The sequence below is a fragment of the Blastochloris viridis genome, assembly GCF_001402875.1.
In the GTDB taxonomy this organism is placed as follows: Bacteria; Pseudomonadota; Alphaproteobacteria; order Rhizobiales; family Xanthobacteraceae; genus Blastochloris; species Blastochloris viridis.
In genome coordinates, this window is sequence record NZ_CP012946.1 from 1,540,429 (window position 1) to 1,556,756 (window position 16,328).

The following is a 16,328-nucleotide window of genomic DNA, read 5'->3' on the forward strand; positions in this document are numbered from 1 at the left end:
CAAACCGTTTAGTCGCGCGGCTCGAACACCTCGCCGAACGCCGCCTTCAGCGCCATGTCGGCCTCGGCCATGGTCACCGGCAGGCCGAGGTCGACCAGGCTGGTGACGCCGTAGCGTGCGTCGGTGATGCCGCACGGGTTGATGCCGGCGAAATGCGACAAATCGGGCTCGACGTTCAGCGAGATGCCGTGGAAGGTCACCGAGCGCCGCACCCTGATGCCGATGGCGGCGATCTTGTCCTCGTGGGCCGGCCCCTTGTCGGGGCGCCGCACCCAGACGCCGACGCGGTCCTCGCGCCGTTCGCCGCGGACGTTGAAACGGGCGAGGGTTTTGATGATCCAGCCCTCCAGCGCCGCCACGAACCGCCTTACGTCGGCGCCGCGCTGGCTGAGGTCGAGCATGACGTAGGCCACCCGCTGGCCGGGGCCATGATAGGTGAGCTGGCCGCCGCGGCCGCTGCGGAACACCGGGAAGCGGCCCGGCGCGAGCAGGTCGGCCTCGGTGGCGCTGGTGCCGGCGGTATAGAGCGGCGGATGCTCGAGCAGCCACACCAGCTCCGGCGCGTCGCCGGCGCGAATCGCCGCGACGTGCGCCTCCATCGAGGCCACTGCCGACTCGTAGGGGACGAGCCCGTCCTCAATTCGCCATTCGACCGGCGATGTTCCGGCTGGTGGCGTCGGCAGGGCGGCGAGGCAGGCTGGGTTGAGACGGGAATTCATTCGTTCTTAACCATAACCTGTTGAATTCGGCGGGTGTCCGCCAGCGCGTGGTGAGGTGCGGGCTCGCAGGTTTCGAGGGTGCCGTGGCGAATATCGATAATGTTGTTCTCGAGATTTCCGTCGTTCTCGGGTCGACCGTGATGCCCATCCACCAGATGCTGCGCATGGGCCGCGGCGCGATCATCGAGCTCGACGCCACCGAAGATGACGAGGTGACCATCCTCGCCAACAATCTGCCGGTGGCCAAGGGGGCGGTGGTGGTGAGCGGCAATCGTATTGCCGTGAACGTTACGCGGCTGTTGCCGCGCACAATCCAGGTAGCGTGAACGGAAACGTGGGCGGGAGGCGGTCCGCTTGGCGGCTGGCTGGAGAAAGATATCCACGGCTTCGTCCGATCGGCGCACAGAATGTCGGCAGGCGGCTTGTGGTGGCCGGCGAGCTTTGCTAACAACCGCCCACCTCGGGGCGCCCCCCGAAGCAATAACGCGGCCGTGGCGGAACTGGTAGACGCGCTAGCTTGAGGTGCTAGTTCTTAACGGAGTGGAGGTTCGAGTCCTCTCGGCCGCACCAATTGCCCCTCTTTGGGTAGCGAAAAATGGCCTCAGGTCCCAAGGCTCCCAGCCCAAGGACCGGGGCCATTTTCGTTTGGGCTGTGCCCGGCGGCCGGCACCGTCACCCCTCGGGCGGCGCTCGCAGGCTGGGCGGCAGCTGGCCGCCCCGGTGGTAACGTCGCGCAGCGCTGTAAAACCCGCGCGTCGCCCCGCTGACGCACGGCGCGTCTTGACGTAAGGGTTGTGTCCCGCCGGTTGTAGAATTTCGCCGGGAAAGTTTACCTCCGATTAACCAGAGTTCGATTGAGCGTGATGTTCTGGCGGTAATCGGAGATTGGGTAAGCGAAATTTTATCCATGTGTGGCCGCGGTTCGATTGACCGCCCTCCACAACCCCAGAATAGTTACCGCTTGGTTTCCGATGAGGCTCTGGCGGTGTTTATCGTGCGTGCGCTGGCAATGGCGGAACTTGCGATCGCGGGACTGGCGATCGTCGCAGCCGCCGGCGCCGCGGCTGCGCAGCCGGTGCCGATCGGCGAGGCGCCCGGCCGCGAGCAGGAGCGATTCCGCGAGCCGGTCGCGCCACGGGCCGAGCCGCGCGGGCCGGTGGTGGAATTGCGCTCGACCGCGGCGCCCGACCAGGCCGACGCCATCCGCCTCACCGTACGCGGCGTTATCATCGAGGGCGCGACGGTCTATCCCCCCGAGGCGTTCGCACCGCTCTATCAGGATATCGTCGGCCGCGAGGTGACGCTGAAGGCGGTCTATGACCTCGCCCAGCGCATCACCGCCAAATACGGCGCCGACGGCTACGTGCTGTCGCGCGCGGTGGTGCCGCCGCAGCAGCTTGCCAGCCATGGCGCGGTGGTGCGGCTGCGGGTGGTCGAGGGCTATGTCGACAAGGTGGTGTGGCCGGACCAGCTGAAACGCTACCGCGACGTGTTCTCGGCCTGGACCGCCCGGATCACTGCCGACCGCCCCGCCAACATCCGCACGCTCGAGCGCTACCTGCTGCTCGGCAACGACCTGCCGGGGCTCAGGCTGCGCTCGACGTTGAAGCCGTCCGACGTCAACACCGGCGCCGCCACCCTGGTGGTCGAGGCCGAGGAGAAGCCGCTCGACCTCCAGCTGCGGGTCGACAACCGCGGCACGCCCTCGCGCGGGCCGGAGCAGTATCTCACCGCGGCGAGCCTCAACAATCTGTTCGGCCGGCATGAGGCGTTGCAGGTCACCTATGCCGGCACCTTCGAGGCCCGAGAGTTGCAATATCTCGCCGGGGCATGGCGTCAGGTGCTGACCGCGGAGGGGCTCACCGCCACCGCATCCTATGGCTGGTCGGACGGCAAGCCCGGCACCGAGCTCTTGAAGCAGCTGCGGTTCGCCAGCCGTAGCTCGGTGTTCGAGGCCGGGTTGTCCTATCCGGTGATCCGCTCGCGCGACAAAAACCTCACCGTCACCGGGCTGGTGTTCGCCTCCGATTCCCACGGCGACTACCGCGAATTCGCCTATGCCGACCTTTATACCGAGGACCGGTTGCGCGGTGGCCGGCTGCGGCTCGACTATGACGTCGCCGATCGCCTCGCCGGCATCACCCAGCTGTCGGCCACCGCCAGCTTCGGCATCGACGGGCTCGGCTCGACCCCGAACGACAGCCCGCACGCCTCGCGCACCGGCGGCCGGGTCGACTTCACCAAGGTTGAGGTCAGCATCGGCCGGCTGCAGCCGCTGGGCGGCGGTTTTTCGGTGTTCGCCTATGCCGAGGCGCAGGTCAGCGGCGTGACGCTGCTGGCGCCGGAGGAATGCTCGTATGGCGGCCGCACCGTCGGCCGGGCGTTCGACCCTTCCGAACTGGTCGGCGACTCGTGCTGGGCGGTGAGTGGCGAACTGCGCTACGATCTGCCGATCCCGAACAACCTGCTGTCGCGCACCCAGCTTTACGGCTACCTCGACCATGGCGAGGTGGTCCACGACGATTGGACCGACTGGCCGTCGAAGACCCAGCACGGCAGCTCGGCCGGCGTCGGCATCCGGCTCGGCTGGAACGACAATCTGCTGGTCGACCTCTCCGCCGCCAAGCCGATCGACGGCCGGGCCGACGACGACTGGCGGGTCTTCGTCGCCGCCGTGGCGAAATATTAGGGAGCCGACGCATGGTCCGCACCCTGAGCATCCTCACCGCCGCGGCGTTGGCGCTGGTCGCGACCGCCGCGACCGCCAATCCGCTCGGCGGCCAGGTCAAAGGCGGCTCCGCGACCATCGCCGGTGAGGGCACCGCCACGGTAACGGTGACGCAGTCGACCGACCGCGCGGTGATCGACTGGCGCACCTTCGACATCGGGGCCGACGAGTCCACCCGGTTTGCCGTGCCGAAAGCCGGCTCGATCACCCTGAACCGCATCACCGGCGGGCTGGGACCGTCGTCGATCTACGGCCGGCTGAGTTCGAACGGCCAGCTGGTGCTGATCAACCCCAACGGCATCCTGTTCGGCGCCGGTGCGGTGGTGGACGCCGCCGGGCTGGTGGCGACCAGCCACGACATTGCCGATGCCGACTTCATGGCCGGCGGCATGGTGTTCGACCTGCCGGGCAACCCGTCGGCCGCGGTCATCAATGCCGGCACCATCACCGTCAGCGACGGCGGCTTCGCCGCGCTGGTGGCGCCGGGCGTGCGCAACGAGGGCATCATCTCGGCCCGGCTCGGCAAGGTCGGGCTCGCCGCCGGCAACGGCTTCACCCTCGACCTCTATGGCGACGGCCTGATCAACCTCAAGGTCGGCGACGAGATCGCCGCCGAGGTCATGGACATGCGCAGCGGCAAGGCGCTGTCGTCGCTGGTGTCGAACGCCGGCACCCTCAAGGCCGATGGCGGCCGGGTGGCGCTGACCGCGGTGACGGCGCGGCGGGTGGTCGACAGCGTCATCAACAACAGCGGGGTGATCGAGGCCAACGCTGTGGCACGGAAGGGCGGCACCATTATCCTCGGCGCCGCCACCGCCTCGACCAAGACCACCGGTGCGCCGACACAGACCGTGAAGGTGTCCGGCAAGCTGACGGCGGCCGGGCAGGGCGCTAGCCAGACCGGCGGCAAAATCCAGGTCACCGGCGAGCAGATCCGGATCGCCGATGCCCGGCTCGACGCTTCGGGAGCGGCCGGCGGCGGCACGGTGCTGGTCGGCGGCGACCGCTCCGGCGGCAAGGCCGCGCCGGCCGGGCTCGACCATCCGCTAGCGGCGCTGGAGAGCGAGGCGGTGCCGACCGCGTCGCGGGTGGTGATCGAGCCATCGGTGACCATCGACGTTTCCGCCACCGACCGCGGCGACGGCGGCAAGGCGATCGTGTGGAGCGACACTGACACCACCTTCGCCGGCACCATCCTTGCCACCGGCGGTCCGAACGGCGGCAATGGCGGCTTCGTCGAGATCAGCTCGGCCGGGCTGCTGACCGCTGACCTCGCCGTCGACGTGTCGGCGGTTGCCGGTACCATCGGCACCATCCTGCTCGACCCCGACAGCCTGGACGTCGCGCGATCGGCGCAGGACTGCCGGCCGGGACGAAGCTGCGTCACGGTGGGGCAGGCGCGCGGCGGTATCTTTGCGGTTGCGTGGGGCGACATCTATTTCAACACCGCCTTCACCACTGGCGGTGCGGTGGTCGCGCTGTCGCTGTCCGGCAGCATCTATGTCAAGGCGGCGTTCAGCGCCCGCGACGTCGTCTTCGTCGCGTCCGGCGGCTCGGTGGTGTTCGACGCCAAGGTCACCGCGACCCGCGACCTGTTCGCCTTTGCCCGCGACAGCGTGCAGGTGAACGCCGGCCTCACCGCCGGCGAGGCGCTGACGCTGTGGGCCGACCGCGGCGACATCAATATCGCTGCTGCCGTCGCCGCCACCGACCTTTACCTTGATGCACGGCGGGCGGTGACAATTGGCGCGAACGCCACCGTTCTCGGCAGCGTCGCCATCCTGGCCGGGACTATCGATATCGATGCGGCGCTGCGCGGCGCGGCGATCGAGCTTGATGCCAGCGAGCGGGTGAGGCTCGGCGGCACCGTTGCCGCTACGGGATCGCTCGAAGTGACGGCGCCAAGGCTCGACATCGACGCCGGCGCGACGGTATCGGCCACCGACGTGACGTTCGACGCCGATACCGCGACGGTGGCCGGTTCGGTGGTGGCGCGCGGCCGGCTGGCGATTGCCGCCGATGCCATCGATCTGCCCGGCACGCTGCGCGGCGCGGCCATCGAGCTTGACGCCAGCGAGCGGGTGAGGTTCGGCGGCACCGTTGCCGCCACGGGATTGCTCGATGTAACGGCGCCAAGGCTCGACATCGCCGCCGGCGCGACGGTATCGGCTACCGACGCGAGGTTCGACGCCGATACCGCGACGGTGGCCGGCTCGGTGACGGCGCGCGGTGCGCTCGACATCGAGGCACAATGGCTGGCCTCGACCGGGCTGTTGCGCGGCGACAGCGTCCGGCTGCGGCTGACGCCGGCGCAGCAGCCCGGTCTGGGCGGGCTCGACAATCGCGGCACCATCGCTGGCGCCACGGTCGAGATTTCGGCGGCGGGCGGTGCGCTCGCGGTCGGCGGCACCATCGAGCTGCTGGCGGGCGGCCCGGCCAGCCGGCTGTCGGTGGTCAACACTGCCGGTTCGGTCGATTTCGCCGCGGTGCTGGCGCTGCCGGCCGGGCATCCTGCGCTGGTGTCGATGGTGGCGAGCGGTGCGCTCACGGTCGAGAGCGCGCTCGCGGTGCAGGGCGCCACGCTGCTCTATGCCGGCACCGACCTGCGCATCCTCGGCGATATCGGCTTCACCGACGTCACGCTGCCGGACGCGGTGGCGCGGCCCGCGGGTCTGGATCTGGCCGGCCAGTCGGTGCTGGTGGCGGTGGGCGCCACCGTGAGCGGTCGCGGCGTTCCGCGCGAGCCGGGCGCCACGGCCGGCGGCAACACCCGCATCGGCCGCAGTGCAGCCGGCACCGGGACGATCGCCATCGTCGAGCAGACGGCGGACGTGCAAGGCGCGGCCTATCTCGACGGCCTGACCGCGAGCGGCCTTGCCGCCGCGTTCGCGCCGCTGGCGCAGCTCACCGGCGCCGGCGATGTGCCGAAGCTCGCACCGGTCACCGCCGCACTGAGCCGTGATGCACTGGCCTCGCGCGGCATCGACGTGCCGGCGCCGCCGACGGTGGACCAGCCCGTCACCCCGCCGGCCGCGGCCACCGCCGATCCCGCGCGGCAGATCGTGATCCCGTCGCCGAACGCCGGCGATGGCAATGACGATCGCGCGGTGGTCGAGCTGTCGGAGCCCGCCGGCGATGGCGGACAAGGCGGCGGCGGACAAGGTGGGCAAAGTGGCGGTGGACAGGGTGGACCGGGATCGGGCGGCACCGGCGGCCACGGCGATCTGACCGGGGCACTGCCGCCGATGCCGCGCACCTTCGACGTGCCGCCGCCGACCGAGACCCGCTTCCTCCGCGACGAGGTGCTGGTCCACGTCGACCCCAAGCTGTCGCCCGAACAGGTTGCGGCGATCGAGCGCCAGTTCGGGCTGACGCCGCTCGCCCGCCAGAGTTTCGGACTCGGCGGCTTCAGCTTCGGCCGCTACCGCATTCCGGCCGGCATGGATTTGCGGGCGGTGATCGCGGCGCTGTCCGGCAATCGCGGCGTCATGGTCGGCCAGCCGAACTACACCTATGCGCTCAGCGAGGATGCGGCGGGGCAGGACGCTGCCCGGACTGCGCCGGCCGAGGGCTCGCAGCCGGCCTCGGCGCCGGCCCACGGGCTGCCGGGCGGCCCGCAGCTGCAATACGCCGTCGAAAAGCTGCGGCTGGCCGAGGCGCACCGGCAGGCCCGCGGCCGCGAGGTGGTGGTGGCGGTGATCGACTCGCCGATCGACGCCAGCCATCCCGAGATCAAGGACGCGCTGCACAAGGTGATCGACGCCACCGGCGGCGGTGAGGCGGCGCCAGACGTCCACGGCACCGGCATGGCCGGCGCTCTGGCGGCGCGGGCGTCGCTCACCGGCACCGCGCCGGGCGCGACGATCCTCGGCATCACCGCGTTCCGCAACGACGGCAAGGGCACCCAGGGCACCACGCTGTCGATCCTCACCGCGCTCGACCTCGCCCACCGCGAGGGCGCCCGCGTCGTCAATATGAGCTTCGCCGGCCCGCGCGATCCGCTGCTGTCGCGGGCCATCGCCGAGGCGCGCCGGCGCGGCATGATCCTGGTCGCTGCCGCCGGCAATGGTGGTCCGCAGTCGCCGCCGCTCTATCCGGCGGCCGACCCCAACGTTATCGCGGTCACCGCCATCGACGCCGACGACAACGCCTTCGCCATGGCAAACCGCGGCAGTTACGTCACCGTCGCTGCGCCCGGCGTCGACGTGCTGGTGCCGGTGCCGGGCAACGCCTACGAGTTCACCTCCGGCACCTCGGTCGCCACTGCCGAGGTCAGCGGCCTGGTGGCGTTGATGCTGGAGCGCGACCCCGTCGCCAGCGCCGAGGACATTCGGCAGGCGCTGATCAGCTCGGCGCGCGACCTCGGCCCGGAAGGACCCGACCCGGTGTTCGGCGCCGGCGCCGCCGACGCCGCCGCCGCGCTGCAGGCGATCGAGCACCGCACCACCGTGCCGCCGCACCGGCCGATTGCCGATGGCGTCAAGCCGGAACGGCCGCTGGCGACGGCGCCGGGCCGCACCGGGCTGACGCCGGCCAGCCTGCCGCAGCGATAACGGCGCCGCCGGCTGGGCGTGCGGGGAATGCGCGGTGGCCGGCGTGGCGGCGAAGCGACGTAGGTCGCGGATCATGGATCCTCGGGTCTCGGCAAAGCCTCGCCCGAGGATGACGGGTTGAGGGTCCCTCGCCCGGGGATGACGCGAGGTTGGTGCGCTGGGCTCGCCCGGGGATGACGCGTTGAGGTGGCGCGCGCGAGGCTCGACCTGTCGTCCCCGGCGAGCATCGCGAAGCGATGCGAGGGAAGGGGACCCATGATCCGCGAGGCTTGCGGGATCTTCGCCACGGCCGGCGTGGCGGCGAACGGCATTTACGTCGCGGATCATGGATCCTCGGGTCTCGGCAAAGCCTCGCCCGAGGATGACGGGTTGAGGGTCCCTCGCCCGGGGATGACGCGCTCAAGTTAATGCGCGCGCCTCGACCGAGGATGAACCCGTCGGGGTTGGAGCGCTGGGCTCGCCCGGGGATGACGCGTTGAGGTGGCGCGCGCGAGGCTCGACCTGTCGTCCCCGGCGAGCATCGCGAAAAGCGATGCGAGGGAAGGGGACCCATGATCCGCGAGGCTTGCGGGATCTTCGCCACGGCCGGCGTGGCGGCGAACGCCATCAGGTCGCGGATCGTGGATCCTCGGGTCTCGGCAAAGCCTCGCCCGAGGATGACGTGTTGAGGGTCCCTCGCCCGGGGATGACGCGCTCAAGTTAATGCGCGCGCCTCGACCGAGGATGAACCCGTCGGGGTTGGAGCGCTGGGCTCGCTCGAGGATGACGCGCTCAGGTTAATGCGCGAGGCTCGACCTGTCGTCCCCGGCGAGCATCGCGAAAAGCGATGCGAGGGAAGGGGACCCATGATCCGCGGGCTTGCGGGATATTCGCCACGGCCGGCGTGGCGGCGAAGGGCTTCAGGTCGCGGATAATGGATCCTCGGGTCTCGGCAAAGCCTCGCCCGAGGATGACGCGTCGAGGTTCCCGCGCCCGAGGATGACGCGCTGAGGTGGCGCTCAGCCGGCCTTGCCGAACAGCTCGCGGCCGATCAGCATGCGGCGGATTTCCGAGGTGCCGGCACCGATCTCGTAAAGCTTGGCGTCGCGGAGCAGGCGCCCGGCCGGATACTCGTTGATGTAGCCGTTACCGCCGAGCAGCTGGATGGCGTCGAGCGCGATCTTGGTCGCCAATTCCGCGGCGTAGAGGATGGCGCCGGCGGCGTCCTCGCGGGTGGTGCGGCCGCGGTCGCAGGCCTTGGCGACGGCGTAGACGTAGGCCTTCGCCGCGTTCATGCCGACATACATGTCGGCGATCTTGGCCTGGACCAGTTGGAAGGTGCCGATCGGCTGGCCGAACTGCTTGCGGTCGTGGACGTAGGGCAGCACGAGGTCGAGCGCCGCCTGCATCAGGCCGAGCGGGCCCGCCGCCAGCACCACCCGCTCGTAGTCGAGCCCGCTCATCAGCACCGCAACGCCGCGGTTCACGGTGCCGAGCACGTTCTCCTCCGGCACCTCGCAGTCCTCGAACACCAGTTCGCAGGTGTCGGAGCCGCGCATGCCGAGCTTGTCGAGCTTCTGCGCGGTGGAGAACCCCGCCATGCCCTTCTCGACGATGAAGGCGGTGATGCCCTTGGGGCCGGCGGCGGGATCGCTCTTGGCGTAGACCACCAGGGTGTCGGCGCCGGGGCCGTTGGTGATCCACATCTTCGAGCCGTTGAGCACGAAACGGTCGCCGCGCCTGTCGGCGCGGGTCTTCATCGACACCACGTCGGAGCCGGCGCCGGGCTCGGACATGGCGAGCGCGCCGAGATGCTCGCCGGAAATCAGGCGGGGGAGGTAGCGGGCCTTCTGCTGCGCGGTGCCGTTGCGGCTGATCTGGTTGATGCACAGGTTGGAATGGGCGCCGTAGGAGAGGCCGACCGCGCCGGAGGCGCGGCTGATCTCCTCCATCGCCACCACGTGCTCAAGATAGCCGAGCCCCGAGCCGCCCAATGCCTCCTCGACGGTGATGCCGTGGAGGCCGAGCGCGCCCATCTCCGGCCACAGCTCGCGCGGGAACTGGTTCTGGCGGTCGATCTCGGCGGCGCGCGGGGCGACCCTGTCCTGGGCGAAGGAGCTTACGGTGTCGCGGATAGCGTCGGCGGTGTCGCCGAGGCCGAAGTCGAACGGCAGCGCGCTGTCGGCAAGCATGATGGACCTCCCCGCATTGGTTGCTTTTGCGACCGTTATAGAGCGGGGCGACCGTCGCAGCCTAGGCCGACCTTCGTCAGGCCGACCTTCGTCAGGCGCAGACCGAAACCAGCGCCGGCGATTTGGCGCCGGTGACGAGGTGGTCGATCGCGGTGGCCCGCATCGGCCGGCCGAGCAGGTAGCCCTGCAACTCGTGGCAGCCGGAGGCCTGCAGGAAGCGGACCTGCTCGGGGGTCTCGACGCCCTCGGCCACCACCGTCATGCCGAGGCCGCGGGCGAGCGAGACGATGGCGTGGACGATCATCGCCGAATCGGCCGAATCGGCGAGGTCGCGCACGAAGCTCTGGTCGATCTTGAGCTTGTCGAAGGTGAAGCGCTTCAGATAGCCGAAGCTGGAATAGCCGGTACCGAAATCGTCCAGCGCTACCCGGCAGCCCAGCGCCCGCAGCCGGTTGATCACCGCCAGCGCCATTTCCGGGTCCTCGATCAGCACGCCCTCGGTGATCTCCAGCACCAGCCGTTCCGGCGCGACCTCGGTGGCTTGCAGGATGCGCTTGACGGTGCTCTCGATGTCGCCCTTCAGGACCTGGATCGGCGACAGGTTGACGGCGACGGTGAGCCCCGGCCAGCGCCGGGCATCCTCGCAGGCGCGCTCCAGCACGGCGGCGCCGAGCTTGTGGATCAGGCCGGTTTCCTCGGCGATCGGGATGAAGTCGCTGGGCGGGATCACCCCGCGCAAGGCGTGGCGCCAGCGCACCAGCGCTTCGACCCCGGTCAACACGTTGTCGGTGGCGGCGTAGACCGGTTGATACTCGACCAGCAACTCGCCGGTGAGGATGGCGGCGCGCAGCTCGCGCTCAATGAAGCGGCGGTGGCGCGAGTCCTTTTCGAGATCGGCGTCGTACACCGTCACCCGGCCGCGGCCGCTCGACTTGGCGACGTAGAGCGCAAGGTCGGCGCGATGGACCAGCAGGTGCTGCTCGGCGCCGTGCTCGGGCGACAGCGCGATGCCGATGCTGGCGCCGATCTCGATCTGCTTGCCGTCGATCGGCACCGAGCGGCTCAGCTCCTCGACGATGCGCACGGCGAAGCGGGACGCCAGTTCGCGGCTGATCGGGCCGTCGACCAGCACGGCGAACTCGTCGCCGCCGATCCGCGCCACGTTGACGAACGCACCGCATACCTCGCGCAGACGCCGCGCCACGTCCATCAGCAGGCGGTCGCCGGTCTGGTGGCCGAAGGTGTCGTTGACTTCCTTGAAGCGGTCGAGGTCGACCAGCATCAGCGCGAAGCCGCCGCCGCGCCGCGCCTTGCGGGTCTGCTCCTGCAACACCTCGAAGAAGGCGAGGCGGTTGGCGACGCCGGTCAGCGGGTCGGAGGTCGCCAGTGCCCGCGAGCGGCCCTCGCTGGCGGCGAGTTCGCGCGCGGCCTTGTCGACGTCGCGCAGAAGAAAGATCAGCAGCGCGCCGATCGCGGTCAGCACCACCACGGCGGTGGGGCCGAGCACGTCGAGCAGCGGCTTGCCCGGGTTGGCGTTGCGCCATTCCAGCGCGCCGACGCTGCCGCCGGCGACGCCGGCGAGCGGCAGCACCACCCGGCCGGCGGGCGCCCACAGCTGGGATTGGAACGACAGCGCCTCCAGCCCGTAGGTTTCGGCCAGCGTGCGGAGGGTGTCGTCGTCGAGCGTGCGCAGCACCACCACCGCGCCGGTGGTGCCGAGCAGCGGGTCGCGTTCGACCAGCGGCGCCGCCGCAGCGATCATCAGGCGGCCGCCTGCGGTGGCGAACCCGGCGTGCACCCGGCCGAAGCCGGTGATGCCGTCGTCGCCGCCACGGCCCAGCGCGGCGTCGCTGAGCGCCACCACGCTGGCGGCCAGCTCTTCCGGCAGTTCGGACTCGGCCGGCTCGCCGGCGACCGTCGCCGCCAGCAAGCCACCCTGCGACGACATCATGAAGCCGCGGATCTCGCGGATTCGCTCGGCGAGGACGACGCTGCGCAGCGCTCGGTCCTGCGGCAGTTCGGGGCCGAAGCCGAGCAGGCTGGGCTCAATGGCGACGCGGTCGGCCAGCGATGCCTGCCGCTTCAGCAGCTCGGACGTGATCGATTTGGCGGCGCGGGTTTCGCGTTCCACCGCCACGCGCTCGATGCGGGCATTGGTGTGCAGCGTGACGACGATGACGATGATGGCGCCGATCGCGATGAGTGCTGCGATAAATTCGCTGATGCGTGGCCGCATCACCGCTCGGGTCGAAGTGTCCGCCCTCGTCATGGGTCCGGCATCCCCAGTTGCGGAACCTATGTAACGGTAATGCCTTAACGCCAGGTCATCGAAACCGGTTAATGGGACATGTTGAGCCGGGCGATGTCGCGGGCGGCAAGTCTATGAGCCGGCTAAAGGCAACGGCATGCGTTGCCGCCGGGCGTCGTCTGCCGACCGCAGGCGCCGGTTCGGCGGCGGGACACGTTCAGCTCTTTCCGAACCACAGCGCGGCGATGCCGAGGAAGGCGCAGAAGCCGACGACGTCGGTGACGGTGGTGACGAACGGTCCCGACGACACCGCCGGGTCGGCGCCGAGCCGGTGGAGTGCCAGCGGGATCAGGATGCCGCCGAGCGCGGCCGCCACCAGCACGATGACCATGGCAAGGCCGATCACCAGGCCGAGGTCGGGGATGCCGAACCACGCCACCGCCACCGCGCCCATGATGACGGCGAAGGCGAGGCCGTTGATCAGCCCGGCCGCCGCCTCGCGCACCACGATGCGCATGGCGTTGCCGTGGCCGAGCTCGCGGGTGGCGAGCGCGCGCACCGCCACCGTCATGGTCTGGGTGCCGGCGTTGCCGCCCTGGCTGGCGACGATCGGCATCAGCACGGCGAGCGCGACCATCTTTTCGATCTCGCCGGCGAACAGGCCGATCACCACCGAGGCCAGCATCGCGGTGAGCAGGTTGAGGAACAGCCAGGAGAACCGGCTCTTGGCGATGTACCACACCGAGTCCGACAGCTCTTCATCGGCCTTGACGCCGCCGAGCGCCTTCAGGTCCTCGTCGGCCTCCTCCGCGATGACGTCGACGATGTCGTCGACCGTGATCACGCCGACCAGCCGTCCGGTGTCGTCGACCACTGGCGCCGACACCCAGTTGTAGCGCTCGAACAACCGGGCGACATCCTCCTGGTCGTCGGTGTCGCGGACCTGGTGCCACTCGTCGGACAGGATTTCACCGATCGTCACGCCAGGCCTGGAGCGCAGCACCACGTCCAGCGCCACCGCGCCCTTGAGGCGATAGAGCGGGTCGACCACGAACACTTCGTAGAAGCGTTCGGGCAGGTGCTCGGTCTCGCGCAGATGGTCGATGGTGCGGCCAACGCTCCAGAACGCCGGCACGGCGACGAACTCGGTCTGCATCCGCCGGCCGGCGGTTTCCTCAGGGTAATCGAGGCTGCGACTCAGCGCGGCGCGGTCGAGTTCGGGCAGTTGGTCGAGGATCTCGGCCTGATCCGCCTTGTCGAGGTCTTCCAGGATGTAGACCGCGTCGTCGGAATCGAGCTCGCGCATACCCTCGACCAGGGTGTGCGTTTCCAGCGCCTCGACGATGCGGGTGCGGACGGTCTCGTCCAGCTCGGTCAGCGCGGTGAAGTCGAACACCGGCCCCAACAGCTCGATCAGCCGCGGCTGGTCGTCGGGGGCGAGCACCTCCAGCAGGTCGCTCTGGTCGGCGGCGTGGAGGTCGGCGAACAGCGCCTTGAGACGCGCCGCGTCGCTGGCCTCGACCGCGTTCGCGACCTGCTCGATCAACTCGGGCCGGAGGTCGCCGTCGGTATCGCGCACGCCCGGTCCGGCGCCGTCCGTGATATGCTCGCGCGTGGCCTCATCGAGCATGGGCGCCTCCTTTCGGCGTGGCGATCGTTCTTGGGGGATTCTCAAGGGATTCGAAAGCGGTTGTAGGAAGGCTGCCGGGCGATGGCAACGCGGGCGTTGGTCGCGCGCGGGCGGTGCTGCTATAGCTGCGCCGCGCTGCCGCATGTGCTGGATGCGCCATTTCTCCGTCATGTTCGTTTCGCTGGCAGGCCCTGCCGGGAGTATTCATCGTGCGCCGCTGCCTTCTCCGCCGCCTTGCGGCCGGTATCGCCATCGTTGTGGCCGCAGTGTCTCTTGCCGACGTCGCTCTTGCCGACGTCGCGCCGCCGTCGGCGTGCGGGCCGGACGCGCTCGGCACCGCGCGGGTGATGGCGGTCGGGGGCGGCATCAGGGTCGGCACCAAGAGCTATCCGGACACCCTGGCGCTGGCCGACCGCGAGGTGGTGCTGACCTTCGACGACGGCCCGTGGCCGGCCACCACGCCGGCGGTGCTCGATGCGCTGGCGCGCGAATGCGTGAAGGCGACGTTCTTCCTGATCGGCGAGAACGCCGAGGCGCGGCCGGCGCTGGCGCGGCGCATCGTGGCCGAGGGCCACACCGTCGGCCACCACACCTGGTCGCACCCGATCCTGACCAAGATCGCGACCGCCGACGCCCTGGCCGAGATCGAGCGCGGCATGGCCGCCGACGACCGCGCCTCCTATGGCGCGGCAGCGGCGCCGCGGGTGCCGTTCTTCCGCTTCCCCGGTTTCGCCGACACCCCGGCGCTGCTGGAGGAACTGGCGCGGCGCAACGTCGCGGTGTTCGGCGCCGATCTGTGGGCGAGCGACTGGCGGCAGATGACGCCGGAGGCCGAGCTCGACCTCGTGATGTTGCGCCTGCGCGACGCCGGTCGCGGCATCGTGCTGTTCCACGACACCAAGCGGCACACCGCGGAGATGATGCCGGCGTTTCTGCGCGCGCTCAAAGCCGCCGGCTACCGCGTGGTTCACATCGTACCTGAGCGGATCGGACCTGAGCGGATACCTGCCCAGACCATTCCGGGACGACCGGTTTACTGATCGTTATCGGCCGCGCCGATACCCTCCAGCTCGATTTTGCCGCATTTAGACTTTCTAAAATGCGGCAACTGGGACGCATCCAATGAAATGTCTGCTCGCTTCTGCCGCGGCCGTGTCGATCGTCGCATCGCTGGCTGCCGGACCGACCTACGCATCCGAAGAGTGTCCGGGCAATCCTGACGCGCTCGGCACCTCGCGCGTGGTTGCGGTCGATCCGGCGACGCTGCCGCGCGTCGGTTTCATGCAGTACAAGGAAATGGTCGAGCTGAAGCCGAAGGAGGTGATCCTCACCTTCGACGACGGCCCGCTGACCAAGACCACCAGCGCGGTGCTGGAGACGCTGCGCAAGGAGTGCGTCAAGGCGACCTTCTTCATCGTCGGCCGCATGGCAAAGGCCTATCCCGCCATGCTGCGCCAGGTCGCGGCGGAGGGGCACTCGATCGCCACCCACTCCGTCACACATCCGCTGATCTTCCCCAAGCAGAGCTTCGACAAGGGCAAGAAGGAAATCGACGACGGCTTCACCATCGTCAACGAGATCCTGGCCCAGGACGGCCGCCAGGCGGCGCCGTGGTTCCGCTTCCCCGGCCTCGGCCGCACCGCTGCGTTCGAGAAATACCTCGCCGAGCGCGGCATCGTGGCGATGAGCGCCGACTTCCCGATCGACGACTGGCTGCATCGCTCGGCCGATCAGGTCTACAACATCGCGCTGGCGCGGCTGGAGGCCAACGGCAAGGGCATGTTCCTGATGCACGACATCCAGCCTTCGACCGTGGCGATGCTGCCGCGGCTGCTGCGCACGCTGAAGGAGCGCGGCTACAAGGTCGTGCACATGGTGCCGCTCGGCACGCCCAACGTCGAGGTGGCCCAGGCCGAGACCCGCGTCCGGGTGCCGTCGATGGCCAAGCAGCCGGCGACGTCGGCGCCGCCGCTCTCCCAGCCGGTGATGCCGATGCCGGTCACCGCGCCGCCGATCCCCAAGCCGGCCAACCCGGTGCTGCCGGAGTCCGCGGCGCCGGCGGGACCGCGCGCCGACGCCGGTGCCGCCGCCGCCAGCGACCCGGTGCTGACCAGCTCGGTGCCGCTGGCCTCGCAGGAGCTGCTTGGCCGCGACAACATCGTGCCGCTGCGGCGGGACGAGATGCCGTTCTCGGTGTTCTGGCCGTCCCAGGTGATGCAGGACCTGCGCGTGCTGCGCTGACGACCGACCGCGCTTGATATGGGCGCACGCAGCCGGCC

The 16,328-nt window shown here is 69.8% G+C and carries 9 protein-coding genes and 1 tRNA gene; 6 read left to right on the forward strand and 4 right to left on the reverse strand.

The features are described 5' to 3' along the window. Positions 1-8 precede the first annotated feature (8 nt). Positions 9-719, reverse strand: coding sequence for a lipoyl(octanoyl) transferase LipB (lipB, locus tag BVIR_RS06890; protein WP_082416792.1), 711 nt, complete (start codon positions 717-719; stop codon positions 9-11). Positions 720-802: 83 nt separating this feature from the next. Here lipB and BVIR_RS06895 point away from each other — a divergent pair, with 83 nt between their 5' ends. The 4 genes from BVIR_RS06895 (at position 803) to BVIR_RS06910 (ending at position 8,000) form a co-directional block, all read left to right on the forward strand. Next, a complete protein-coding gene (locus BVIR_RS06895) occupies positions 803-1,045 on the forward strand; it encodes a FliM/FliN family flagellar motor switch protein (protein WP_055038730.1) in 243 nt (80 codons plus the stop codon). A gap of 159 nt (positions 1,046-1,204) precedes the next feature. Next, a tRNA-Leu gene (locus BVIR_RS06900) sits at positions 1,205-1,289 on the forward strand. Between the two features lie 415 nt (positions 1,290-1,704). Then, positions 1,705-3,408 carry a ShlB/FhaC/HecB family hemolysin secretion/activation protein gene (locus BVIR_RS06905; RefSeq protein ID WP_169788588.1) on the forward strand — a complete coding sequence of 568 codons (1,704 nt, stop codon included), beginning with the start codon at positions 1,705-1,707 and terminating at the stop codon, positions 3,406-3,408. A gap of 11 nt (positions 3,409-3,419) precedes the next feature. Then, complete coding sequence (locus BVIR_RS06910) at positions 3,420-8,000, forward strand: S8 family serine peptidase (protein ID WP_055037034.1); 4,581 nt, start codon at positions 3,420-3,422, stop codon at positions 7,998-8,000. A gap of 998 nt (positions 8,001-8,998) precedes the next feature. Here the strand turns inward: BVIR_RS06910 and BVIR_RS06915 are convergent. The 3 genes from BVIR_RS06915 to mgtE form a co-directional block, all read right to left on the reverse strand. Then, positions 8,999-10,171, reverse strand: coding sequence for an isovaleryl-CoA dehydrogenase (locus BVIR_RS06915; RefSeq protein ID WP_055037035.1), 1,173 nt, complete (start codon positions 10,169-10,171; stop codon positions 8,999-9,001). A 91-nt stretch (positions 10,172-10,262) separates the two neighbouring features. Beyond that, the gene (locus tag BVIR_RS06920) at positions 10,263-12,440 is read right to left on the reverse strand and encodes a putative bifunctional diguanylate cyclase/phosphodiesterase (RefSeq protein ID WP_145912044.1); all 2,178 of its coding nucleotides are present in this window, start codon (positions 12,438-12,440) and stop codon (positions 10,263-10,265) included. 196 nt (positions 12,441-12,636) lie between these two features. After that, complete coding sequence (gene mgtE / locus BVIR_RS06925) at positions 12,637-14,049, reverse strand: magnesium transporter (RefSeq protein WP_055037037.1); 1,413 nt, start codon at positions 14,047-14,049, stop codon at positions 12,637-12,639. Positions 14,050-14,258: 209 nt separating this feature from the next. On the opposite strand from mgtE, the gene BVIR_RS06930 reads away from it, so the two are divergent. Both BVIR_RS06930 and BVIR_RS06935 read left to right on the forward strand, forming a co-directional pair. Continuing rightward, on the forward strand, positions 14,259-15,089 hold the full coding sequence (locus BVIR_RS06930) for a polysaccharide deacetylase family protein (protein WP_055037038.1): 831 nt from the start codon (positions 14,259-14,261) through the stop codon (positions 15,087-15,089). A gap of 82 nt (positions 15,090-15,171) precedes the next feature. Next, entirely contained in the window at positions 15,172-16,290 is a 1,119-nt protein-coding gene (locus BVIR_RS06935) for a polysaccharide deacetylase family protein (RefSeq protein WP_055037039.1), read from the forward strand. Positions 16,291-16,328 lie beyond the last annotated feature (38 nt).